Genomic DNA, 22,875 nt, shown 5'->3' on the forward strand with positions numbered 1-22,875 from the left:
AACCGTACCGAAGGCGAACGGGGAGTGGGGATGAGCACGGCCAAGAGCTCGACAGCGGCGCGAGTCCTGCTGATCCTGCTGATGCTCGTGGGGCTCGGCCTGGTACCGCGGGCGGCCTCGGCGCAGCCGGCGGACGCCGCGAACGACTACCGGGGGGAGGTACTCCCGTACTTCGACGACGGCCTGAGCGTCCTGGCGTTCCGCTTCCGGGACCGCCTGGGAAGCAGCTTCAGTGAGAACTCGAACGTCGCGGTCGCACTGATCGATCCGCGGGGCCTGTCCCAGAAGCAACTCGACGACCTGGTGGCCAGGAAGCCCAGCCAGGCCGACAACGGTCCCAAGGTCGGCTACACCACCGTGCCGACCTTCATGATGCGCGACTACCTGCCTGACGGCGCGCACGCCCAGCTCACCGGTGACCCGAACAACCGGGCGTCGGAACTGCTCGTGATCAGCGCGATGAGCTTCAGCGCATCGACCTACCGGGACAAAGGACTGCACTCCGAGGTCTTCATCAACCAACAACTGGCACTGCTGCGCGAGACGTACCCCGGCGTCGCCCTGACGATGCTGACCGAGTACTCCGAGCGAGCCTTCTGCGAGGCCTGTGATCCGCAGGTGCCGGACTCCGTCCGGGCCTTCTACTCCAGGCCCTACGGGCTCACCCGGTCGCAGATCCACCAGCGCGACGCCGAACTGGCGAGCGCCGGCACGAAGGAACAGCGCGAAGCCGTCCAGAAGCGCTTCGACGAGCTGGAGAAGTTGACGAACCAGAACACCCGGCTGCTGCTCAGTAAGGACATCTCCGCCGCTCGCGCGAGCCAGTCCCGGCTCGACCAGCAGGAGGCCGCAGCCAACACCGAGTTCAGCCCGCCCTGCCCACCGGGGAAGGGCTCCCAGGCATCGGCCGGCCAGCGGAGGAGCGGGCCGTTCGCCCTGGTCGCCGCAGTCCAGGAGCAGCCGTGCGGCGGCCGGCCGAACGGCGACAGGAGCGGCGGGTTGGCCTCCGTGCTGTCGCAACCCGGCACCGCCCCGGGCGGGATCGACTTCTCCACCCTGGAGCTGCACTACCTCGCCGACCCTGGTACCGGCGGCCTGCGCTACGCCTTCCGCGCCGACACCCCCACCAAGCCCCTCGACGGCAGCACCGCCACCGGCCTGGCTGTCTCACGGCAGTCCTCCGACGCGTTCTTCGTGTGGCTGGAGCTGACGCCCGACAAGTTCTGGGTGAACCTCAACCCCAACGAGCCCGACCGCATCGTCGACTCCGCGCTCGGGCGCACCGACGTCGGGCGCATCCTGCTCCAGGCCGATCTACGGATGAAGAAGACCATCGCGCAGCTCATCCACCCGGACACGACGCTCGGCGCCGACTACTGGAAGCAGCTGTCCGGGGACTGCATGTCCTTCCGCACCTGGATCGTTCCTGCGCCGGCCTCCGTCTACGACCAGGACGACCAGCTCTACATCCTGAACGCCCCGCTGCACGTCGAGATGGAGTCCCAGTACCTGCAACTGCACGGCTCGCAGGCCGCCGCGAGCTGCCCGCAGCAGCCTGCCGACGTCCGGACCCACAACGAGGCGGTCTTCCGCAGCATGATCCTCCCGCGGATCGAGCAGGCCGTGAACACCGCCCCGGAATATGCGGAGTTGCGCCGCGTCTACCTCAGCCGGGTCGCCGCCGAGTGGTACCGGCAGCTCAGCGAGAAGCAGCGGACCAGCTACGGCAACCTCATCGACCGGGGTGACATCGGCCCGTGGACGAGTCACTCGGGTTGGAGGCCCACGGACACCTTCCAGCAGTACGTGGACTCCTACACCAAGGGCGAGTTCAACGTCACCCACCAGACCGTCGAGGGCCACGAGACCGTCACCAGGACCTACATCTTCGGTGGCGTCGACTTCACCGGCGTCTCCTTCGTCCCCACCGCTTCCGCCCAGTTCCGTACCCAGTGGGCCGGCCTCACCGACCAGGTCCGGGCCTCGCTCAGCACACCTGCCCTGGGCGGACAGGCTGGGCAGGTCTGGCTCGGCGGGGACACCCTGGGTGCCGAAGACCTGGCGAACGGGCGTTCCCCCGACGGTGGTTGGCTCATCGGTCGGCCCGCCGCACCGTGGATCGCGATCGCCGTGGGCATCGCGGCACTGGTGGCGCTGCGGCTCGCACTGCGGCGACACGTCCGTCCTCGGCCCTAGGACCCACCTCCGGTCTACCCGAATCAACCAGCTGTGAAAGAGAGTCGAGGAGCGATCCCGATGACAGAGGCGAAGGGCGTATTGCTGCCGGCCTACGTGGTGGCCGACGAGTCGGCCTCGATGGGGCCGTATCAGCAGGAACTGAGCGGCGGAGTGACCTCGCTGTGCGAGGGGCTGCGCGCCGAGCCGATGATCGCCGCGAAACTGCGGCTGGCCGTACTGGGGTTCTCCGGCGACGTGCAGGTCCGGCTCGCGCTGGCCGACATGCGCACGGAGACCGCTGTGCCGCAGCTGATCATCCGCGGAATGACCAGCTACCGGGCCGCCTTCGACGACCTGGCGGCCCGGATCCCCGCCGACGTGCAGCGGCTGCGCGGCGACGGGTACAAGGTGCACCGACCGGTGGTCTTCTTCCTCAGCGACGGCCAGCCCACCGACGGCCATGCCTGGCACAAGCCGCACGCCGCCCTGATCGACAAGAACCGCACCCCGACCGCCCCGAACGTCATCGCCTGCGGAATCGGCGACGCCCAGGCGCAGACCATGGTCGACGTGGCGACCCGCCCGGAGTTCGCGTTCGTCGCCAAGCCCGGGACGGACGTCGGGAAGGCGATCTCGGAGTTCTTCCACGCGCTCACCGCGAGCCTGGTGGCCTCGGGGCACGCACTGAACTCGGCCGCCCCGCAACTGGTGGTCAACCGGCCGGACCAGTTCGTCATGGCGATCGACGAGGTCGGCCAATGACTGCCGCCCACCCGGAGAGCGCGGATCGGCTCCCGGGCCCACCCCTGCCACCACCCGTGGCGCCGGCCGTGCCCGGGCCGGCGCCGTGGCAGCGGATCACGGCCGGCACACCGGGAGCCGAGTTCGAGTCACGGCCGCCCGGCCAGTACGCCTTCGACTTCCCGGACAGCGAGTGCGACGGCTGGTCGACCGACGCGTTCACCCTGCGGTTCGCCTCGGTGCGCGGCGCGAAGCACCGGTACTACCGCCAGCCGCGCCAGGACGCGGCCCGGGCGGCCGTCCACGAGCCCACCGGCAGCATCGTCTTCGCCGTCGCCGACGGCGTCTCCAGTGCCGCCAACCCGGAACTGGGCGCCGTCGAGGCGTGCCGGGCCGCCCTGGAGCGGATCCTGCACCTGCTCTCGCCGGCGCCGGACCCGCTGGACTTCACCGATGTCGCGACGCACGCCGCGGAACGTTTGCGGGAGCTCGCGCAGTGGCGACTCGGACGAGCGGAGACCTGGCCCGCCGAGGTGGCCGCCCACTACGCGACCACCCTGATCGCCGGCGTGGTCCGCCGAGCAGAGGGCGGTCCCGTCGTCGAGCTCTTCCGGATCGGGGACTCCGGAGCCTGGCTCCTGGACCGTTCCAACGGCCGCTACCACCCGCTGTTCGACTCGAAGACCGGGGGCGGCAGTTGGCTGGTGACGAACGAGGTGTCGCCGCTGCCTCAGGTCCCTGCGCATATCGAACAGACCCGTGTCCGGCTGGCCGCGCCCTTGGTCCTACTCGTCGGCACTGACGGCTTCGCGGACCCGCTCGGCGACGGCGACGGACAGGTCGGCACGCTGTTCGCGCGACACCTCGCCACCGTGCCGCCACCGCTGTGGCTCGGGCACGTCCTGGACTTCTCCCGGGAGACCTTCGACGACGACCGCACCCTGCTGGCGGTCTGGCCCAGAGGGGACAGTGACCCACGATGAGCACCGACGGTGCACCCGCCGACGGCGCTCGTGGCGTCCCTCCGCCTGCCGTCGAACTCGGCGCGCTGGCCCTGGGACGCCGGCTCGGCCAGGGCGGTCAGGGTGCCGTCCACCAGGTGCTCAACAAGCGGATCAACGAGGGCGCGGGCAACGGCGGCTGGGAGGTCGTCTACAAGGAGTACAACGCCTCCGTGCTTCCCCAGCTCGACGCCGCCGCCCTCGAAGCCGGTGTGGCGCTGCTGAACGGGCTGAGCGCCGCCGAGGGACGCTGGTTGTGCGAGGCGACCGCGTGGCCCGCCGCCGTGGTCCAACGGCAGGGCCAGGCATGCGGATTCCTGATGCGCGCCGTTCCCGACCGATTCCACTTCACGTTCCAGACACTCACCGGCACGAACGCCGGAACACGGCACCTCACCAAGATGCAGTACCTGCTCAACGACGACGCCTACATCGCCGGGATCGGGCTGACCGTCAGCGACCAGGACCGGCTGCTCCTGCTGGCGGAGCTGGCCACGACCCTGGCCCGGCTCCACCGGCTCGGCGTCACGGTCGGCGACATCTCGCCGAACAACCTGCTGTTCGACACCTTCCCGCAGCCCGCGTGCTTCCTCATCGACTGCGACGCGATGCGGCTGCGGGGCGCGACCGTACTGCCGCAGGCCGAGACTCCCGACTGGCAGGTGCCGGCCGGCGAGGAACGGGCGACCGCGGCGAGCGACGTCTACAAGCTCGGCCTGCTGGCCGTGCGGCTCTTCGCCCGGGACCAGACGGCGACCGACCCCGCCGCGCTCGCCCGCACGAGCCCGGCGCTCGGCGACCTGGCCCGCGCCTCCCTCGACCCCGACCCGGCTCGGCGCCCGACCCCCGAGATGTGGGCCGAACTGCTCACCGCGGCCGCGGCATCCGCCCCGACCGGACCCACCCGCAAGCACACGAAGACTCCCGGGGGTCCACCCGGCGTCCACCCCGGCACCGGCGGGCCCGGGCGCACCCCGACGCGGCCGAAGCCGCCCGCGTTCAAGGCCGGCGGTGTGCTCGGCGTACTCGCCGCCGCGCTGGTCGTCGTCCTGCTGATCGCCGCCAACCAGCACCCCTCGCACACGGAACCCCCCGCAACAACCACCGGCCACCATGGGGTGACCTGGTACACCCCCGCCCCATTCCCACCCCCACCCCCACCCCCGACTCCGCCCCCGACGCCCGCCCCGACCCCGCCACCACTCCCGACACCCACCCCGACCCCGCCACCGCCGCCCCCACCGCCGAAGCCGACCGATCCCATCGCCACCGCCCAGGTCGGTGACTGCTTCTACGACCACGGCACGAACGGCCACGCCGACCTGTCCGCCACCAGCTGCACACCAGGGGCGTTCAAGGTGGTGCAGATCAACTCCAGCACCACCGACCTGAACAGCTGCCACAACGTCACCGACGACGACGAGAGCGTCTCGTCGAGCCTGAACAACCTCGTGCTGTGCCTCAGTTACCAGAGCCCCGGCGGTACCGCCTACCACGCGCGCCAAGGTGACTGCGTCTTCGCGCCCCCGAGTGTCTCCGCCTGGCAGAAACAGGCGTGCCAGACCGGCAACTTCAAGGTCCTCGCCACCTACCGAGGGACATCCGACAGCTCGAAGTGCAACAACTGGCCGCACTACGACTACTGGCGCCACTTCTCGGTCGGCGGCAACTCCAGCCTCGACGTCCTGCTCTGCCTGTCCATGAACTACCCGGACGACGCCGGCTACGCCACCGTCAACGAGTGCCTGTCCAAGTCGGGGTCGACCTTCACCAACGTCGGCAGCTGCGCGTCCTCGAACATCTACGTCACCGGACGGACCGGCACACCCGACGATCCCGCGTTCTGCGGACACGACGGCTCGACCTACTGGCGGTCCGGTGACTACCCGTCCTTCGGCTACACCGTGTGCTGGCGGTGGAAGTAACCGCCCTCCGCGACGATTTACGAGGAGTCACCATGGCCTACCGCTACTGGTGCGGCGAGTGCAGCTTCAAAACGCCCTGGCTCAGCGAATCCCAGGGCGAGCAGCGGCAGATCGAGCACTACGCCAAGCAGCACCCCGGAATTCCCCCCGGCGGCCACGTCGAAGTCAACCGCAAGAGTCCGGACGGAGGCCTCGGCTGCCTCCAGCTGCTGGTGGTCGCGGTCGTGCTGCTGATCCTCGCGGCTCCCTGCCATCGCTAGCGGCACCCCAGTGTGAAGAAGGAACCCATGAAGCACGACTCGCACGACGGCCCCGGCTCGTCACCGCTGCCCACCTGGCGGCAGACCCCCCGGGCGGTACCCCCGCCGATGGGTCCGCCCTCCCCTCTTCCCGGGCAGGCACCTCCCTCCCGGCCGACCGCTCCCGTCTCAGGCACGCCGAACGGGCCACGCACCGTCGACGCCGACGGGTCCGGCGCCTCGACGGGATCACCACCCCGCAAGGCGCCCCTGCGGCACCCGGCGCCACCGCCGACGAGGCCGTCGCCGTGGACCACCTTGCCCGCGCCGCCACGGCAGCCGAAGCATTCCGGTTACGGCCTGCGCCGTCTGGTGTTGCCGGTCGCCCTGGTCGCGGCTCTCACGCTGGCCGCCGTCGGCTGGTTGACTCGGCTCGACCAGCCGGCGGCCATTCCCCACCACGCGGTCGCGGGCACCGTCCAGGCGGACGTCCTCACCCCGGACCAGGTGAGCAAACTGGTCGGGACGGCGCTGGTCTCCGGCCCCAGCGTGAGCAAGCCGCCGGCCGAGCTCATCGTCGATCCGTCGAGCTGCGCCGTGGCTGCCGGACCCGCGACCCAGTCGGTCTACGGTCACGGGTGGAGCGCGTTCCTGTCGACGACCTACCAAAATCCTGCGGGCGTGGGCGAGGTCACGGTGACCCAGGTCATCGGCGTGTATTCCGACGGTGACAAGGCGGACTCGGTGTTCCGCACCCTGAGCGACGGCCTCAAGGCATGCCCGTTTGCCGTGCGGACCGACCCGGACCGGGGCACCTCCGCATGGGCTTACAAGGCCGACCCCGCGACCCAGGACACGCTCGGTTGGACGGCGACGCAGGACACCGGCGATGGCTGGGCGTGCTACGGCCAGGCGCGTCTGAAAGGCAAAGCCGTCATCCAGGTAGGGCTCTGCGAGGCCGGCGACGGCAAGCCGGCCGCCACGAAGATCGCCGACCAGTTCGCGGCGAAGGTGAACGGGTGACCATGAGACGGTCGGCGGCTGCTGATCGAAGACAATCTCACCCTCACAAGGGAAGAACACCGACAGCATCCCGAATTCGCGACGGAGCCGGAATCCTGACAGCCCCTGGCACGGCGGGCGTCGGGCCTGGCGGAGCGACGAGCGGCGTGGACACGGAGCACGTTCTTCCGACGACAGGCCGACCTGCCCCCGCCACCTGGCGCGCCGCGTACGGCGCGGCCGGCGCAGGCAGTGTCTGACCGGCGTCGTGGACATCGTCGGTGCGGCTGGAAGCCGGGATGCGGCTCGCCGGTGGTGAGGAGACCACGGCGGTAGCCCGCGATCTGCGGATCAGCGAGCGGTCGGTGGAGCGCTGGCGCCGCGCTTCGCACCAGGGCGGCTCGGGAGCCTTGCGGTCGGCAGGTTGAGCTGCCCCGCGTTTGGTGCCAGCAGCACGGACCCGGAGCGGTCCGGCCCAGCCTTCCGCTGCTTCAGGCCGCCTGCCTGGGCCAGTCCGTGCAGGGTCCGCGCGGCGGGTGATCCGGGGTCGGCTGTGATCAGGACGATTTCCTGGTCATCCTCGGGCACGAGCAGGACGTCGCAGTTCAACCGCAGCGTGCCGAACTCCGGGTGGTCGAGCGTCTTGCTGCGGTGCCCGGGAGCGTGGACCGGACGCGTCTCCCAAATCTGCCGGAACTCCTCGCTGCTGGCGTGCAGTTCGGCCAGCAGGGCGGTCAGCTGCGGGTCGCGCGGGTAGCGGTCGGCTGCCCGGCGCAGCCGCGCCACCACGATGTGCCCGAACTCCTCGGTGCTGGAGCTCTCATGCATCTGTCCCTGGCCCAGGAAGCGGCGCCGGGCCAGGTTCGTCGTTCCGCCTCCGAGGTCGCCCCCGCACAGTGCCTGGGCCAGGGGGTTCCAGGCGACGACGCCGTACGCCGCATCAGTGACGATGGCACCGGTTCCGGGCAGCCGCTCCAGCATCCGAGCCACGTGCGGGCGTACTCGCCGCACGGCGCTGAGGCCGGGCGGCGTGCTCGATCCCGCCAGGCGGAACAGGTGGCTGCGTTCGGCCGGCGTGAGACGCAGCACCTGGGCCAGCGCGTCCAGGATCCGGGCCGATGGCCGCGGTCCTCGGGCCTGCTCCAGCCGCGTGTAGTAGTCGACCGACATATGGGCGAGCTCCGCCACTTCCTCGCGGCGCAGGCCCGGTGTACGGCGAGCGGTGCCCGTCGCCGGGAGGCCGACCTCGTGCGGACTCAGGCGCGTCCGGCGGTCCCGCAGGAAGCGGGCCAGCTCCTGCCGCGCCATGCCACCTCCTCCCGCTGCCTGGTACAGGCTGTCCCTGGCAGGGAGTCCATGGCCGGGGAATCGTAGTTGCCATGAACGATCGCACAGCTCTGGTCACCGGTGCCAACAAGGGCATCGGCAAGCACATCGCCCGGCTGCTCGCAGCCGAGGGCTTCACCGTGTACGTGGGCGCCCGCGATCCCGGCCGCGGACAGCGGGCCGTCGAAGAGATCGGCGCCGGCGCCCGCCTGCTGGTCCTCGACGTGAGAGATCCTGACGGCATCGCGAAGGCTGCGGCTCAGGTGGACCGCCTGGACGTGCTGGTCAACAATGCCGGGATCTCACCGTCACTCGCCCCGCCGACCGCAACCGATGTCGAGGAGTTCCGAGGCACGTACGAGACCAACGTGTTCGGGGTGGTGGCGGTGACCAATGCCTTCCTGCCCGCCTTGCGCCGGTCCCCGCACCCCCGCATCGTCAACATCTCCAGCGGCACCGCATCGCTGACCTGGAGCACCAACCCCAACCCCCAGTTCACCCCCGGAAGCGGTGGCGCCGCCGCCTACCGGTCGTCCAAGGCCGCCGTCAACGCCCTCACTGTCCTCTACGCCCAGACGCTGGCCGAGGAGGGCTTCAAGGTCAACGCGCTCGCCCCCGGCCTGCGGGCCACCGACCTCAACCCCCGGGCCGCTGCTGCTGGCGGCGACCCGGCCGAGGCCGGCCGGGGAGCTCTCCGCCTGGCCCTGCTGCCGGACGACGGCCCCAGCGGCGGCTTCTTCTCCTGGGACGGAACGCCCGCGCCCTGGTGAGCACGCTGAGAGCCGGAGGCAGGTGGTCTTGGTGCGCTGGGCCACCACGTGTTCCGACGACGGGTGGTGGGCTTCAGGAGAGGACGGCGGGCTTGAGGGTTTGGGCGCACCACTGCTCAAAGCCGGTGGGGGAGGCGGTGTTCGGGGTGCGGGCGACGCCGGCGTCCAGGCCCTGGTCCTTGGCTCGCTTCATGTCGACGATGCCTTGGACGAATGCCTCGTTGAGGCCGTAGCCGACGAGGGTGGTGTGCAGTTCGTCGAGCGGCTGGCGTTCGTAGCGGACGGGGCGGCCGAGCTGTTCGGTCATGATGCGGGCCAGGTCGTTGGGGGACAGGTCATGCGGGCCGAGGACCGGAATGCTGTCGGTGCCGCTCCATGAGCGGTCCAGCAACAGGTCGGCGGCGACGGCCGCGATGTCGGCGACAGCGACGAGGGGGGCCTTGCGGTCGGCGTCGACGGTGTCGGTGAAGACGCCCTTGTCGCGGATCGAGTCGGACTCCTCCAGGAGGTTCTCGAAGAAGGACGGGTTGGCCAGGGCCCGGTAGGCGACGCCGGTGCCGACGATGAGGTCGTCCATGGCGAGGGAGGTGGTGACCAGGCCGGCGCGGTCGGCGAGCGGGGTGCCGCGGCCGAGCGCGGAGACGCCGACGACATGGCCGACGCCGTGGGCTGCGAGCGCCTTCACGGCGGGGCGGGTGAAGCCGATGTAGGCGTCCTGCGGGGTCAGGGAGGCGTCCGGGGGGACGAGCCAGAAGACGGCGTCCGCACTCTCGAAGGCCCGGTCGAGGACCTCGGCGTCCCCGTGTGAGCCGGTGATCACCTCGACACGTCCGCGAGCCGCGTCCGGAAGCCGGGCGGGGTCGCGCACGATCACGCGCAGCTCCTCGCCCGCCGCAGGGGCGGACTCCAGGAGCCGGGAGAGCAGGTGACGGCCGATGTTCCCGGTGGGAGCAGTAATGACGATCATGAAAACCTCGCAGGTCGTGCCGGTCGGTACGCTCCTCATCCTGCGGAGAATCCCAGTGCTGCCACAATGGGAACTTCAGCACGGAATCATTGACTGAAATGGAATGATGCTGGTGAAAAGCCCGGACTCGGCTCTCGACGCCAATCTCGCCATCGCGTTGGACGCCCTGCTGGCCGAGCACAGCGTCACCCGGGCCGCCGCCCGCCTGCACACCTCGCCCGCCGCCATGAGCCGCACGCTCGCCCGCCTGCGACGCACCCTGCAGGATCCGCTGCTGGTCCGGGCCGGCCAGACCATGGTCCCCACCCCGCGCGCCCAGGCCCTGCGCGAGGAGGCCGCCGCCGTGGTGCAGCGCCTCGGAGCACTACTCAGCCCCGATGTCGATGTTGACCCCGCCAGCCTGCGCAGCACCTTCACCCTCCAGACCGCCGACCTGGTCGGCGCGGCGCTGGCTCCCGGACTGCTGCAACTGGCCCAGCAGGAAGCGCCGGGGGTCTCGTTCCGGCTCCGGGCCGAGGAATTGGAGGCCGGCCCTGCCCTGCGCGACGGCCGGATCGACCTGGAGGTGGGGTCCATCGACCATGTGGACCCCGAAACCCAGGTCGAGGAACTGGTCAGCCTCCGCATGGTGGCGGCCGTCCGGCCCGGCCATCCGCTGACCGAAGGACCCCTGACCCCGGCCCGGCTCGCCGCCGCCCAGCACGTCGCGGTCAGCCGCCGCGGCCGGTTCACCGGCCCCCTCGACACCGCCCTGGCCGAGCAGAACCTCCATCGGCGGGTCAGCATCGTCCTGCCCAGCCACCTGGCAGCCATGACCCTCGCCGCTCGCAGCGACATCGTCTGCCTCGTACCCGCCGCACTCCCCGGCGCCGCCCCCTCACCTCTCACCGGCGACGCCGTCGCCCTCGGGCTGCACCTCCTGGACATCCCCCTGGCGCTGCCGCCCGTGACCGTCGGCATGGCCTGGCACCCCCGCCATGCAGCCGACCGAGCCCACCACTGGCTCCGCAGCGCCATCCGCCGAACCCTCCGCACACCCGGGAGCCCAACCACATGATCTGACCGAGGCACCGGGACAGCCACGACCAGGCGGCAACAAGATCCGAGCGAGGCGCTGACACCGACAGGTCCTGCACGGCAGAAGACCGCCCGGTCAGGACCTCGGGATCGAACCACCGAACACCACGGCCGGTGCGACAACAGCTTCCGCAGGGGCGCTTTTTGAGGAAGTGACTGATTACTGTATCGCCGACCATCACGATCAGGCCGGGGCCCATGATGACCAGCAGGGCCCTGATCCGTTCCCACGTCGACCTGCGTTGGCCGGGGTCGTCCTGGCCGATCGTGCCGAGCGCGCCGACGATGTCGCCGACGTGCGCGCTGTCCACGACGGCAGCACCGGCGGCGGCCTGCGCTGCCGTCGGCTCGCCTGGGGCGGTCCTCTGACCCGGGGCCAGGCGGGTGGAGTGGAGGGCCGACGCGCTTCTCCTCCGAGGTGTCCGTGCAGCTGTGCCGGCAGCACGCTTGTGTCCGGGCATGCCGAGGAGCGGCCGGACGGGCCGCGGGATGCGGGATACGGGGTGGGCGGGGGTCATGGGCAGACAGGCCGGTCCCGATGAGCGACCAGGTTGCGGCCGATTGACCCGACTGGACTGTCCAGTGGGGTGGTTGACTAAGAGCCGGATTGCGGCGTGGGTGTCCGATCGCCGATCGCTTCGATGAACTCCAGGAGGTTGCCGGCCGGGTCCTGGCTGTAGAAGCGGCGGTGCGGCGGAAGGCTGTGGTCCCAGGCCACAGCTGCACCGTGCTCGGCCAGCCGGGCTGCGAGTTCGTCGATCGCGGTCACGAGCAGCCCGGGATGGACCTTCGTGGCCGGCCGGAAGCCGTGTTCGATGCCGAGGTAGAGGCGGATGCGGCCACCGTCGGCCGCGAACCAGCAGCCCCCGCGGTCGGCGAGCGACGGCGGCTTGGGGAGCTCGGCCATCCCGAGCACCTCGACGTAGAAGCCTCGCAGGGCCTCCTCGCTGCCACTCGGTGCCGGCAGCTGGACGTGGTCAAGAGCAGTGATCATGGAGTGTCTTCCCCCTTGGGGTGGGTGAGCGGGCAGCGTGACGAGAGTGGCGTCATGCCGACGGGTGGAGATCTGACGTGGGCGGGCCTGCCTCAGGGCCCGTCACCCGGGGTACGGGGGCGCTGGCGCGCGTGCTGCTGGGCCGCCTTGACGAGCGTGTGGGCGATCGGGAACCGCAGGACGAGGTGGTCGGCGATCCAGGAGGCGTTGTGACCGTGGGTGGTGGAGTCCGGGTCGGTGTCGGCGGCGGGGGCGTGGTCGAGCAGGCGTGCGGCGGGGCGCAGGACCAGGTGGACGGCGAGTACGGTGAGGCTGCCGAGGGCGGCGAGTTCGAGCTTGCCGGAAGCGGCGAGGACGCCGACGGCTGCCGAACACCACAGGATGGCGGCGGTGTTGAGGCCGCGCACGCTGGCGCCGGCGCGCAGGATGACGCCACCGCTGAGGAAGCCGACGCCGGAGACGACGTAGGAGGCGACCCTCGTCGGGCTGCCGGTGTCGCTGACGGCCTCGCTGCAGAGGACGAACAGGGTGGCCCGGCGGCGACCAGGGCGTCGGTGCGCAGCCCGGCCGTCCGGGCGAGCCACTGGCGTTCCGTGCCGATCAGGGCCCCGCCGGCGACGGCTGCGGTGAGGCGGATCGGGAAGTCGACGGTGGTCTGGGCGTGCACGGGGCACCTCCTCGGACGGGGATTGCGGCGGCCGGACGGGGTCAGGGGGACAGGGGTGCCGGGCCGGCGGCGGTCAAGCGCGGGTCGTACTTGTAGCCGATCTGGCGAACGGTGGCGATGGCCGCGCCGTGGACGGGACCGAGCTTGCGGCGGATACGGGCGATGTGGGTGGAGATGGTGCGGGTGTCGCCGTTGTCGGGGCGGCCCCACACGTTCTCCATCAGCTGCTGGCGTGAGTGGACCCGCAGTGGGTTGGCGACCAGGTGTGCGAGGAGCTCGAACTCCAGGTAGGTGAGGTCGAGTTCGCGGCCCTCCACGATGGCCGACCGGAGGGAGAGGTCGACCGCCAGGCCGTCCCTGATGTAGCGGGCAAGGTGGGGCGGTGCGGGCGGTGCCGCTTTCGGTTCGGGTCGGCTGGGCGGCGGCGGGGTGGTGGCGCGCTCGGAGAAGATGACGTTCAGACGCGGGTAGCGGACGACCATGACTGTCCCTCCTTCAGTGGTCGGTGGCCGGGTGCCAGCTGGCTTCGAGTCGCCGGGAGCCGTCGGGGGTGGTGACGGTGTGCCACCGCGAGCGCATCCGCACTGGTGGTCCGGCGGAGGCCTGGGCTGCGACGGCGTACAGGACCGGGTGGTCGAGCGGGCTCGCGGCGAGGCGGCGGACGACGCCGGCCAGGGCGGCGCGCAGGCCGGTACGGGGCCTGGCGAGCGGCGGGGGTACGTGGATCGCGGTGAAGACGGACATGGCGGATCACCTCCATCGGACCGGCTGCCAGGCATGCCGAAGGCACACCGGGGCCGGGTGGGCGGGTGAGCGTGGGTGTGGGCCTGCGCGTTTGTCAGCAGGCGGCGGAGTGCCGGGCGGCTCTGGTGAGCCGGTGGGCCGCGGCGGGCGGCAGGTCGGCGAAGCGGACGAGCCAGTCGGCGTGGTGGCCCTGGCGGGCGAGCAGGTAGGCCAGGTGCACGCGCGGCTCGTAGGCCGAGACGATGGTGTTGGCGGTGCCGGAGTGCGGGCAGGTGCCGGGGTCGTCGAGGCGGTAGGCGCGCTCGATGCCGTCGTGCAGGGCCAGGGCGACGCGCGGGCAGGTGTGCTGCCTGGCGGGGAGGGTGTGATGCACGGCTTCTCCCTTCCTCTTCTCCCTCGGTGTGAGGGGCGGGTCAGGCTTCCGGGCGGGTGGGGCGGCAGCGGATGATCGGGTCCGCCACCGCCCCGGGGAGCAGGGTCAGTGGCCCATGGCGGTCTGGACGATCTTGATGATGACCATGATCATCGCGATCAGCAGGTAGGCGCGCAGGGCGCCCATGCCGACCTTGCGGGCGGTGGACATGACCGGCTTCTCCAGGGTCTCCAGCGGGGGCATCCGCCAGTTCTCGCGGCCGGTGCGGTCGATCGGGTCCTCCTTGGTGCCGCGGCGGCCGAAGGTGAAGAAGTACCCGGCGACCAGGACCCCGGCGACGCCGCAGCCGGCCATGATCCACAGGATCGCCTCGGAGCTGATGTCCGGCCAGACGACGGCGGCGGTCAGGATGAGCGACAGCATGACCAGGACGCCGACCACGGCCGAGGTGAAGGCGTTGGTCTTCGGGCCGTTGACCCAGGGGCCGAGGACGGCCTTGTCGTTGCAGAGCAGTAGCAGGAAGACGGTGGCGGAGGGCAGCAGGACACCGGCGAGCACCTGGACGAACTGCGTCATCAGGCCCTGGGTGTAGTCGGTGGACAGCAGGGTGATCGCGGCGGCGACCACGACCAGGCCGGCGTAGATCGCGTAGAAGCCCTTGGCACCCTTCACACCGCGGTGCAGGGAGTGCTTGATGCCGAAGACGTCGCCGATCGCGTAGGCGGTGGACAGCGAGACGGCGAAGGCGCCGATGATCGAGGCGTCCAGCAGGGCGATGGCGAAGAGCACGCCCGCCAGGTGGCCGGCCTTGTCCTCGATGCCCTTGGCGACCGCGGCCGCGTCGGAGAACTGGCCGAAGCCGTCGGTGCCCGCGAAGGCGGTGGCGGTGAAGCCCATCATGGCGGCGGCGCCGATGATGACGATGGCGATGCCGATCCACAGGTCGATCTTCTCGTACTTCATGAACCGCGGGGTGATGCGCTTGTCGATGACGTACGACTGCTGGAAGAACAGCTGCCACGGGGCGACGGTGGTGCCGACGATGGAGACGATCACCAGCATCACGGCCGCGAGCTCACCGGAGCCGCCCGGCATGGTCGGCACCACGAAGTCATGCGCCATCTGCGAGGTCTTCGGGTGGACCAGGAAGTAGATCGGCACCAGCAGCAGCGAGCCGACGCACAGCGTGACCGCGACGCGCTCGAAGCGCTGGAAGGAGCCGGTGAACGCCGAGGCGACGATGATCGCCGCCGCCAGGACCACCGAGGCGACCTTCGGCAGGCCCAGGTAGCCGGCCGCGAGGGTGACGCCGATGAACTCGGTCACCAGGGTCAGGGCGTTGAGCAGGAACAGGTCGATGACACTGAACGCGCCCCAGAACCTGCCGAACCGCTCCAGGATCAGTCTCGCGTGGCCGACCCCGGTGACGGCGCCCAGGCGCAGCACCATCTCCTGGTTGACGTACAGCACGGGGACCAGCATCAGCAGAGTCCACAGCAGCTGGGTGCCGTAGTTCTGGCCGGCCTGGCCGTAGGTGGAGAAGGCGCCGGCGTCATTGTCGCCGACCATGACGATCAGGCCGGGGCCGATGATCGCCAGCAGGGTCTTGAGCTTCGCGGACAGGCCCTGGCGCGGCGCGTTGTCATCGAGGCTGATCGTGCCGAGCGCGCCCTTGATGTCACCCAGGTGGGCGTCGTCCAGGACGGCGGTGCGCTGGGCCGGGATGGCGGCGCCGATGGCGGTGGTGGTGTCGGTCATGACGAACCTCCCTGTTCCCCCGTGCGCAGGGGGAGTTCGGGGGCGCGCAGCAGCAATCCCCCCTGCGAGCGCGCACCACGGCGACCCGCGGCGGCATGAGGCCGTGCGGGAGTGATGGTGCGTCAGGAAAGCGCGCAGGGAAGGTTGTTACCGCGTGCCGGAGAAGAGCGAGGACAGGCGGGTGGGGGGCCGTTTGTGGCCCGGACTACTGCAACTCGAATCCATGTCTCTCGCCTCCTCCCGGCCGGGGGCGCACCGATTGTGCGCCGCATCGACACGGCAAGGAGCGTCCCGGCGCGCGAAGACGACCGGTACACCCCAACTCGTCAGAGCTTTGGCACTTCACGGCGTGATCCCCCGTGCGGGGGAAGCCACTTGGGATCAACCCTTAGGTCGGGAAGATCTGTCCTGAACCTGGGCGTCTCTCGACGTCGTCGGGTCAGTGGCCTGTGTCCGTGAAGACGCCTCACCGAACGAGGTGCCTGTTCAAACCTTGTAAAGCGTAGACCCTGTGGAGCCGTGCGCCGGGCTATATTTACCTAACCTTGACGCACAAGGCTTGAAGAACCGTGGCGCCGCCGCCGCTCAGTGCTCGCCGGAGAAGATCTCCTTCACCTCGCGGAGCGCGTAGTAGACGGTCACGTATCCGGCCAACGGATCGGCTTCTCCGAACGAAGAGAAGCTGGATCTCAAGCAGGATCGACCCCCGGCGAAGCCGGGGGTCGATCTCGTTCGGGGCGGGTCGGTGCGTTGCTGAACGTGCAGCGTTGGCCCAACGTCAGTGGGCCAGGGCGGCTCGTGCTTCCTTGATGCCGTAGTAAACGATCACGTATCCAGCCAGCGGATCGGCCCACCAAACCCCCCAGGCTGCGTTAAGGACCAGGCCGAGCAACACGGCGGTGGCCAGCAGGCCGTCGATGAACGTCACCCGACCTTCGGTCTTGAGGACGGGGTTGTCCAGCGCCGCGCCGGTGCGGGCCTTGCCGTAAGCCAGAGCGAACATCACCACGGCGGTGATCGCGGTCCAGGCGATTCCGGCGGGGCTGTGATGGGCGTGGAAGCCGCTGGTCAGGGCCCAGGTCGACTGGACCAGCAAATAGAGCGCCAGCGCCACGAAGGCCCAGCCGATCAGCCGCATGGCCTTGCGCTGGCGGTCCTCGCAGGTGCCCGACAGCTCCCAGACCACCACCGTGGAAGCGCCGATCTCGATCAGGGAGTCCAGACCGAAGCCGGCCAGTGCCACAGAGCGGGCGGAGATAGCGGCCACGGCGAGGACCACGATGCCGACTGCGTTCCACGCGAGGGTTGTGTATTCCAGCGCGAACCCGCGGCGGAGCAGGGCCGTATGGGCGGCATCGTTCGAGGTCGTCATGCGCCGAGTGTCGCAGAGCCCGTTTCGCGCCCGCCTATCCGGCTCGGACCGCGGCGCCACGGCGCGGGATGATTCGATGAGCCGTCCATGCCGACGCAGCCCAAGAAACCCGGTCCTGAACACCTCGCTCACCGAGATGCCGTCCGTCGCGCTGCTGCTGGCGGTGCTGGCTGCGCGGTCGTACGTTCCTGGGGGACGGAGGCCGTGGTTGCGGGCTGCTGGTCGCCGTCGGGGCGATCTCCCCTTCGCTTGCGCTGGCCGAGGCCGGGCGGTTGGGTTGAGCAGGCGCTGGTCGGGCCGGGACCGCGTCCGACTGCGCCCGGCCCGGTTGGCCCGGTCGCTTCGGTGGAGCGCGCCTGGAAACAGGGGTCAGCCGCCGAGGCTGGTGTTGTACTCGCCTTCGGTGCACACGATGTGGATGGTGAGGTTCGCGGGCTTGGAGTCGCCGTGCTGACCGTCCGGTGGGCAATCGGACTTGCGCACGGCGACGATCCAGCCGGTGGCGTCGTCGTTGGGGCGGCTTTCCAGTACGTCAGTCGGACGTTCGTCAAGTCTGCGGTTTGCACTGGGAGTTACGCTGAATCCTCCTCCGTAGACGTTCTCGTCGGGCGGGCAGAGCAGCTCGTGTGGCTTGCCGTCGGCGCCGCCCTGGATGGTGTCGCCGGCCACCGCGTGCGGCGCGAGCATGCTAGGGGTCGCCGCCGCTGAGCCGCTCGTGGCGGCGAGGACGAAAACTCCCGCCGCGGCGGCCATGACGATCCTCTTCTTGCTGGACACGTGTCGCTCCTGGGGTCTGGCGTGGGGGATTCGCGGACATTTCAGCACGGTGGTGGAGATCCTCCAGGGCGACACGCACGGTGACGGTGTGTCGACAACTGATCATGCAGCTACTGGAGTGTCTGCGTACGAACGACTACTGATCGTGCTGTACTTGCCGCTGATCGTTGTCACCCGTGTCGCTGCACCGCAGCCCTGACTGGCACATCGCGAGGAACCCCATGCCACGCAGAAGACCGACGGCGGTGCTGGCGGCCAGTGCCGTCGCCGTCGCACTGTCGACCACGACCGTCCTGACGTCCCCCGCAGCGGCCGCCTCCGCCGCGACCGACCCCTTCTCCGGGAACCACGGGCTGCGCGTCACCGATGAGCAGGTGAAGGCCGAGGTCCGGACCGACGAAGTGGCCGCGTTCGGGCGTTCGGCCGCCACGGCTATGGCCCGGGACCGGATCGGCCTGCGGGCCGTCCAGACCGGCTACCCCCAGACCACCCGCACCAACCGGTTCAACATGCTGACCGCCACACAGGCGCAGATCAACGCGAACTTCGACCCCGCTCAGTTCGGGAAGTTCACCGAGTACATCTCCTCCCCCGACTACGGGGACCATATCGCGCTGCTGCCCACCGGCAAGGTGCTCGTCTTCTCCTTCGAAGCGGTCGAGGACAACCCGCAGAAGGAGCCCGCGCCCACCGATGTCATCGGCAAGCAGAACGCCGGCCGCGCCTACCTCTGGACGCCACCCGCCCCCGACCGACCCGGCGACCCGGGCGCCTTCCAGGCCGTCCCCCCACCGATCGTCAACATGCCGGACGGTCTGAACGAGCCGCGTCCTGCGCCGTTCTTCTGCGCCGGCCACTCCTACCTGCCCAACGGCATGGTCGGCATCTTCGGCGGCAACCTCGGCGGTAACGGCGGTACCGGTGCAAAGCTCGCCCTGGTCTTCGATCCGTGGACCGAGACCTGGCACCAGCAGCAGGACATGGCGGTCGGCCGCTGGTACCCGACCGCAGTCACCGGCGCCGACGGGCGCCAGCTCATCATGTCCGGCCAGTCCGAGCTCGGTTTCGGCACCCCCACCCCGATCATCGAACGCTTCCCGGCCAAGGGCACCGGCGTCTTCTACGACAAGTCGAAGGCACCCGACAACGTCGCACTGGACCAGTGGTCGAGCGGAGGCCCCAACCAGGGCGCCCCCTACCGGGCGGACTACCCGCACCTGTTCTCGCTCAGGGACGGCAAGGTCTACGGGTTCGGCCGCAGCGCTGACCAGCAGTTCACCTTCGACCCGGTGAACGAGACCCGAGCCTCGTTGCCCAACCGCCCTGACGGCGGCCTGCGTCTGTACGGCTCGGCCGTCGCCCTGCCCAACGGCACCAACGGCCCGGACTCGGTGCTCGTCCTCGGCGGCAACCACGACGACCCCAACACCTACAAGTTCTCGGGTGGCCGGTGGACCAAGGACACCCCGAGGCACTTCGGCCGAGCCCAGGACGACACGCTCATCCTGCCCAACGGCAACCTGTTCACCATCAACGGGGCCGTCGGCATCCGCGACTACGGCAACGGCGACTACAACCCGAACGCCGACCTGAAGTACCGCCAGACCGAACTGCGGGACGCAGACGGCAACTGGACCCTCGGACCGGTCCAGAGGCTGCCGCGCGGTTACCACTCCAACGCGGTCATCCTGCCCGACGGTCGGATCATGGTCACCGGCGACGAGCTCCAACAGATCGCCAACAACCCGGACATCAAGTCCGGCTTCAACGGCACCATTGAGATCTACGAGCCGCCGTACCTGCACCAGGGTGGCCCCCGCCCGGACATCCGCACCGCGCCGACCGACCCGGTCGGCTACAACACCACGTTCCGGATCAACACCAACACACCGACCCAGGCCGCGCGCGCCGTCCTGGTCGCGCCCATCACCTCTACGCACTCGGTGGACACCAGCCAGCGCCGCCTGGAGCTCAAGCTCGTCAGCCGCGCGGGCGGCCAGCTCGTCTTCCAGAGCCCGGCCTCGACGAACGACGCCCCTCCCGGCTACTACATGCTCTTCCTGCTCAACGACGCAGGGGTGCCCAGTGTCGCCAAGTGGATCCAGCTGGGCCCGAACGCCTGACCCACGCCCTCAACGCCCCGAGTGGGGACCGAGGGGTCGCCGGGACGCGGCCCCCGTCCGGGGCGCTTCCCACCCTGGGCCCCAACTCATGGCTTCCCATGCGGGGCTTCCACCTACGGAGACAACGAACGGATCAACTGATGGCCGACCTGAGCCTGCGCCAGGACACCGAAATCCAGGGCGACATCATCGCCGGATTCAAAAAAGACCACATGACACTGCTGCTCCTCCAATTCAGCGACGCCCCGGCGGCCCGGACCTGGCTGGAGAAGATCACCCCCAAGATCGCCACCACCAAGAAGGTCGCCGAGTTCAACGAGGCCTTCAGTGAAGCCCGCCAGTCCTCCGGCGGCGACGACCCGACGACGCTGAAGATCACCTGGCTGGGCCTCAGCTTCACCTACGAGGGCCTGCAGTTCCTCACCGGCCAACCGGACCTGCTGAAGGCCGAGGCCAAGACCGGTGACACGCTGGAGGCCTTCATCCAGGGCCCGGCCGACCCGGCGCGGTCGATCGCCCTCGGCGACACCGACGACAACGACCCGAGGCACTGGGTGTTCGGCTGCGCGACCAAGCCCACTGTCCACGCAGTGCTCACCGTCGCTTCCGACACCAGGAACGGCCTCGACGGGGCCGTGGAGGAGCAGAAGGCGGCCGCCAGCCAGGCCGGTGCACTCGTCGTCTACGAGCAGAAGGGCGCGGCCCTGCCGGGAGAGAAGAAGGGCAAGGAACACTTCGGTTTCAAGGACGGGGTCAGCGAGCCGGAAGTCGAGGGTTTCGACGAGCCGGACCCCAACAGGTTCACCGGCAAGGATTCCGACAAGATCTTCTACTCCAAGAAGCATCCCGGCACCCGGATCGTCCCGGCCGGCGAGTTCGTCATCGGGAAGAAGCTCGCCTCGACGCACGACTCAGGCACCGCCGCCGTCAAGACCATCCCCGCCTGGATGCACAACGGCTCCTTCCAGGTGGTGCGCCGCCTGGAACAGGACGTCCCCGGCTGGTGGGCGCAGGTGGACGCCCAACTGCGACGGCTGAAGGACCTCAAGGCCGTGCCGCAGGACACGAGGCGGGACTGGTTCGCCGCCCGGCTGGTGGGCCGCTGGCGCGACGGCTCCCCGGTGTGCAAGCACCCCGACCAGCCCGGTGGCACGGCCGCTGGATCGGACAACGACTTCAAGTACCTGGGCGACCCGGACGACCCCGATGGCTTGATCACCCCGCTCTTCTCCCACCTGCGCACGACCAACCCCCGTGCCGGGCTCGTCGACGGCACGCTGGTCGACGAGTCGTTCATCGACGCCCGCCGGATCATCCGCCGCGGTGCCCCCTACGGACAGCCCTTCGACCCCACGAGCGGCGACGACCTGAACAGCCCTGACGCCGAGCGCGGCCTGCTCTTCGTCTGCTACCAGGCCGACCTGGTCGCCCAGTTCGAGTTCATCCAGGCCAACTGGATCAATGATCCCGACTTCCCGCCCGGCCGCAAGGCCAAGCCTGGTCCCGACCCGCTGGTCAGTGGCCAGCTCGCCACCGTGAACGACGGCCGGGTCAACTGGGAGGGCAAGTCCCCTGCGGGCGAGCGGCAGACCACCACCCTGGACTTCAGGCCGTTCGTCCAGACCCGCGGTGCGCTCTACTGCTTCACCCCCTCGATCACCACGCTGCGCCGGCTCGCCCAGGGGCGCCTCACCGGCGAACTCGCCGAGGAGACCAAGCACCCGGTCGTGACGCAGAACCTGGCGGTGGACTGCATCCTTCCGCTGCCCGACGTGGAGGGTCGTTACTGGACGTTCCAACAGGGCACGATCCGCCTGATCGCCATCGGCGGCGCCGAGACCCGCCAGCTCACCACCGGAACGGTCGACGACCGCACCGGGGTCGTCATCAAGACCGTGGGACCGTACTCGGGCTGGCCCGCGTTGAAGGGTGTCACCCAGATCGACACCATCCTGCCCGTCTTCGACGAGCAGCGGGCTGGCGGGAAGAGCGCTTACTGGGTCTTCCACACCGTGGGCGGCAACCAGGTCTACCGCTACATCACCATCGGCGCCTCCGAGCCGTACACCAGCCAGATGGTCGGCGTCGACCAGCCGCTGAGCAGGTGGGGGTCGTTCGGCGGGGCAACTCCTGTCACCCACGTGGACGCCTTCCTGCCCGTCCCCGACATGCGGCCCGCCAGTGACGGTTCGCACTGGTACTGGGTGTTCCACAACACCCCGGTGAGCCAGCGCTACCGGCTGATCTCCATCGGCCGCTCCGGCCAGGCGCACCCCGACCGGCTTCAGCGGGACGACCGGCAGCTCAGCCTCTGGCGCTCGCTCGAAGGCGTTACCAGGGTGGATGCCTTCCTGCCCGTCCCCGGCAGGGACGACCCGAGCGGCGGCCAGCACTGGTACTGGGTGTTTCACCAGGACAAGTACCGGGTCATCATGGTCAACCACGGCGGCAACCACCAGGACGACCTGCTGCGGGAGGACCGTCCGACTGCAGTCTGGTGCCGCCAGCCGTAACCGTCGGCTGCGCCTCGGCTGTCCGGCGCCCGCCCTACGAGCGGGAGCCGGACAGGTTCTTGCCGGCGTGGGTGGGCAAGGTTGTCCAGAGGGTAGTCCTGGACACCGGGAAAGGGCCGGCCCTTGACGATCGACTCGGTCGACAGCGCCCTTCATGCATCGGGAGAGCTTGTCGGGGCCGACGAGGAACGCGGTGTCGCTGTGAAAGTCGTGCAGGTACGTGAGCCCGCAACGATCACCTCTGCCGCCTGGGTGAAGTGGCCGTAACCCGTCAAGGCGTCGTTCGACGTCCACGCTCTCGTGACCGGCGTGATCGCCACCCCGAACG

The 22,875-nt window shown here is 69.9% G+C and carries 20 protein-coding genes, 1 pseudogene and 1 riboswitch; of the genes and pseudogenes, 11 read left to right on the forward strand and 10 right to left on the reverse strand.

All coding sequences use genetic code 11. The annotated features are described in order from the left end of the window. Nucleotides 1-30 precede the first annotated feature (30 nt). The 7 genes from ACFC1R_RS23735 to ACFC1R_RS23765 all read left to right on the forward strand — a co-directional run bounded on the left by ACFC1R_RS23735 (nt 31) and on the right by ACFC1R_RS23765 (nt 7,514). Entirely contained in the window at nt 31-2,196 is a 2,166-nt protein-coding gene (locus ACFC1R_RS23735; protein WP_375941699.1) for a hypothetical protein, read from the forward strand. A 60-nt stretch (nt 2,197-2,256) separates the two neighbouring features. Further along, nucleotides 2,257-2,940, forward strand: coding sequence for a hypothetical protein (locus tag ACFC1R_RS23740; protein ID WP_375941700.1), 684 nt, complete (start codon nt 2,257-2,259; stop codon nt 2,938-2,940). A 68-nt stretch (nt 2,941-3,008) separates the two neighbouring features. Beyond that, a complete protein-coding gene (locus ACFC1R_RS23745) occupies nt 3,009-3,902 on the forward strand; it encodes a protein phosphatase 2C domain-containing protein (RefSeq protein ID WP_375941702.1) in 894 nt (297 codons plus the stop codon). Further along, a complete protein-coding gene (locus tag ACFC1R_RS23750; protein WP_375941704.1) occupies nt 3,899-5,845 on the forward strand; it encodes a hypothetical protein in 1,947 nt (648 codons plus the stop codon). Before ACFC1R_RS23745 ends, ACFC1R_RS23750 begins: the two co-directional genes overlap by 4 nt. A 32-nt stretch (nt 5,846-5,877) precedes the next feature. Next, nucleotides 5,878-6,105: a hypothetical protein gene (locus ACFC1R_RS23755; protein WP_375941706.1), complete on the forward strand. Its 228-nt coding sequence runs from the start codon at nt 5,878-5,880 to the stop codon at nt 6,103-6,105. A gap of 297 nt (nt 6,106-6,402) precedes the next feature. After that, on the forward strand, nt 6,403-7,107 hold the full coding sequence (locus ACFC1R_RS23760) for a sensor domain-containing protein (RefSeq protein WP_375941708.1): 705 nt from the start codon (nt 6,403-6,405) through the stop codon (nt 7,105-7,107). Nucleotides 7,108-7,385: 278 nt separating this feature from the next. Next, nucleotides 7,386-7,514, forward strand: coding sequence for a helix-turn-helix domain-containing protein (locus tag ACFC1R_RS23765; RefSeq protein WP_375941754.1), 129 nt, complete (start codon nt 7,386-7,388; stop codon nt 7,512-7,514). Between the two features lie 79 nt (nt 7,515-7,593). Here ACFC1R_RS23765 and ACFC1R_RS23770 read toward each other — a convergent pair. Further along, nucleotides 7,594-8,394: pseudogene (locus ACFC1R_RS23770) on the reverse strand (helix-turn-helix transcriptional regulator); the annotation flags it as partial. Nucleotides 8,395-8,465: 71 nt separating this feature from the next. On the opposite strand from ACFC1R_RS23770, the gene ACFC1R_RS23775 reads away from it, so the two are divergent. Beyond that, complete coding sequence (locus tag ACFC1R_RS23775; RefSeq protein ID WP_375941710.1) at nt 8,466-9,182, forward strand: SDR family oxidoreductase; 717 nt, start codon at nt 8,466-8,468, stop codon at nt 9,180-9,182. Between the two features lie 73 nt (nt 9,183-9,255). On the opposite strand, the gene ACFC1R_RS23780 is transcribed toward ACFC1R_RS23775, so the two are convergent. Then, the gene (locus ACFC1R_RS23780) at nt 9,256-10,149 is read right to left on the reverse strand and encodes an NAD(P)H-binding protein (RefSeq protein WP_375941756.1); all 894 of its coding nucleotides are present in this window, start codon (nt 10,147-10,149) and stop codon (nt 9,256-9,258) included. A 103-nt stretch (nt 10,150-10,252) separates the two neighbouring features. On the opposite strand from ACFC1R_RS23780, the gene ACFC1R_RS23785 reads away from it, so the two are divergent. Then, nucleotides 10,253-11,206 carry a LysR family transcriptional regulator gene (locus ACFC1R_RS23785; RefSeq protein WP_375941711.1) on the forward strand — a complete coding sequence of 318 codons (954 nt, stop codon included), beginning with the start codon at nt 10,253-10,255 and terminating at the stop codon, nt 11,204-11,206. Between the two features lie 615 nt (nt 11,207-11,821). Here the strand turns inward: ACFC1R_RS23785 and ACFC1R_RS23790 are convergent. The 8 genes from ACFC1R_RS23790 to ACFC1R_RS23825 all read right to left on the reverse strand — a co-directional run bounded on the left by ACFC1R_RS23790 (nt 11,822) and on the right by ACFC1R_RS23825 (nt 17,911). Then, nucleotides 11,822-12,220 (reverse strand): VOC family protein, encoded by a 399-nt coding sequence (locus ACFC1R_RS23790; protein WP_375941712.1) that lies wholly within the window; start codon nt 12,218-12,220, stop codon nt 11,822-11,824. 92 nt (nt 12,221-12,312) lie between these two features. Continuing rightward, the gene (locus ACFC1R_RS23795) at nt 12,313-12,804 is read right to left on the reverse strand and encodes an MgtC/SapB family protein (protein WP_375941714.1); all 492 of its coding nucleotides are present in this window, start codon (nt 12,802-12,804) and stop codon (nt 12,313-12,315) included. A 124-nt stretch (nt 12,805-12,928) separates the two neighbouring features. Then, complete coding sequence (locus tag ACFC1R_RS23800; RefSeq protein WP_375941716.1) at nt 12,929-13,369, reverse strand: winged helix-turn-helix domain-containing protein; 441 nt, start codon at nt 13,367-13,369, stop codon at nt 12,929-12,931. A 13-nt stretch (nt 13,370-13,382) separates the two neighbouring features. Continuing rightward, complete coding sequence (locus tag ACFC1R_RS23805) at nt 13,383-13,631, reverse strand: hypothetical protein (RefSeq protein WP_375941718.1); 249 nt, start codon at nt 13,629-13,631, stop codon at nt 13,383-13,385. Between the two features lie 94 nt (nt 13,632-13,725). Next, nucleotides 13,726-14,004, reverse strand: a complete 279-nt coding sequence (locus tag ACFC1R_RS23810) for a hypothetical protein (RefSeq protein WP_375941720.1) — start codon at nt 14,002-14,004, stop codon at nt 13,726-13,728. A 105-nt stretch (nt 14,005-14,109) separates the two neighbouring features. Next, on the reverse strand, nt 14,110-15,762 hold the full coding sequence (locus tag ACFC1R_RS23815; RefSeq protein WP_375941722.1) for an NRAMP family divalent metal transporter: 1,653 nt from the start codon (nt 15,760-15,762) through the stop codon (nt 14,110-14,112). Nucleotides 15,763-16,072: 310 nt separating this feature from the next. Further along, nucleotides 16,073-16,247: riboswitch (M-box (ykoK) riboswitch) on the reverse strand. Between the two features lie 293 nt (nt 16,248-16,540). Then, nucleotides 16,541-17,134 carry a cation transporter gene (locus tag ACFC1R_RS23820; RefSeq protein ID WP_375941724.1) on the reverse strand — a complete coding sequence of 198 codons (594 nt, stop codon included), beginning with the start codon at nt 17,132-17,134 and terminating at the stop codon, nt 16,541-16,543. Between the two features lie 369 nt (nt 17,135-17,503). After that, on the reverse strand, nt 17,504-17,911 hold the full coding sequence (locus tag ACFC1R_RS23825; protein WP_375941726.1) for a hypothetical protein: 408 nt from the start codon (nt 17,909-17,911) through the stop codon (nt 17,504-17,506). Nucleotides 17,912-18,132: 221 nt separating this feature from the next. On the opposite strand from ACFC1R_RS23825, the gene ACFC1R_RS23830 reads away from it, so the two are divergent. Continuing rightward, entirely contained in the window at nt 18,133-20,034 is a 1,902-nt protein-coding gene (locus ACFC1R_RS23830; RefSeq protein WP_375941728.1) for a galactose oxidase-like domain-containing protein, read from the forward strand. A gap of 140 nt (nt 20,035-20,174) precedes the next feature. Beyond that, the gene (locus tag ACFC1R_RS23835) at nt 20,175-22,547 is read left to right on the forward strand and encodes a Dyp-type peroxidase (RefSeq protein ID WP_375941730.1); all 2,373 of its coding nucleotides are present in this window, start codon (nt 20,175-20,177) and stop codon (nt 22,545-22,547) included. The last annotated feature ends 328 nt before the right edge of the window (nt 22,548-22,875 follow it).

It is taken from the genome of Kitasatospora sp. NPDC056138, from assembly GCF_042264695.1.
Classification (GTDB): Bacteria; Actinomycetota; Actinomycetes; order Streptomycetales; family Streptomycetaceae; genus Kitasatospora.

Bases quoted from the DNA above. Each gene is read 5' to 3' on its own strand.
- ACFC1R_RS23790 (WP_375941712.1), bottom strand. From the start codon at position 12,220: ATGATCACTGCTCTTGACCACGTCCAGCTGCCGGCACCGAGTGGCAGC.
- ACFC1R_RS23830 (WP_375941728.1), top strand. From the start codon at position 18,133: ATGCCACGCAGAAGACCGACGGCGGTGCTGGCGGCCAGTGCCGTCGCC.
- ACFC1R_RS23755 (WP_375941706.1), top strand. From the start codon at position 5,878: ATGGCCTACCGCTACTGGTGCGGCGAGTGCAGCTTCAAAACGCCCTGG.
- ACFC1R_RS23750 (WP_375941704.1), top strand. From the start codon at position 3,899: ATGAGCACCGACGGTGCACCCGCCGACGGCGCTCGTGGCGTCCCTCCG.
- ACFC1R_RS23735 (WP_375941699.1), top strand. From the start codon at position 31: ATGAGCACGGCCAAGAGCTCGACAGCGGCGCGAGTCCTGCTGATCCTG.
- ACFC1R_RS23765 (WP_375941754.1), top strand. From the start codon at position 7,386: ATGCGGCTCGCCGGTGGTGAGGAGACCACGGCGGTAGCCCGCGATCTG.
- ACFC1R_RS23815 (WP_375941722.1), bottom strand. From the start codon at position 15,762: ATGACCGACACCACCACCGCCATCGGCGCCGCCATCCCGGCCCAGCGC.
- ACFC1R_RS23780 (WP_375941756.1), bottom strand. From the start codon at position 10,149: ATGATCGTCATTACTGCTCCCACCGGGAACATCGGCCGTCACCTGCTC.
- ACFC1R_RS23740 (WP_375941700.1), top strand. From the start codon at position 2,257: ATGACAGAGGCGAAGGGCGTATTGCTGCCGGCCTACGTGGTGGCCGAC.
- ACFC1R_RS23800 (WP_375941716.1), bottom strand. From the start codon at position 13,369: ATGGTCGTCCGCTACCCGCGTCTGAACGTCATCTTCTCCGAGCGCGCC.
- ACFC1R_RS23835 (WP_375941730.1), top strand. From the start codon at position 20,175: ATGGCCGACCTGAGCCTGCGCCAGGACACCGAAATCCAGGGCGACATC.
- ACFC1R_RS23820 (WP_375941724.1), bottom strand. From the start codon at position 17,134: ATGACGACCTCGAACGATGCCGCCCATACGGCCCTGCTCCGCCGCGGG.
- ACFC1R_RS23785 (WP_375941711.1), top strand. From the start codon at position 10,253: ATGATGCTGGTGAAAAGCCCGGACTCGGCTCTCGACGCCAATCTCGCC.
- ACFC1R_RS23775 (WP_375941710.1), top strand. From the start codon at position 8,466: ATGAACGATCGCACAGCTCTGGTCACCGGTGCCAACAAGGGCATCGGC.
- ACFC1R_RS23805 (WP_375941718.1), bottom strand. From the start codon at position 13,631: ATGTCCGTCTTCACCGCGATCCACGTACCCCCGCCGCTCGCCAGGCCC.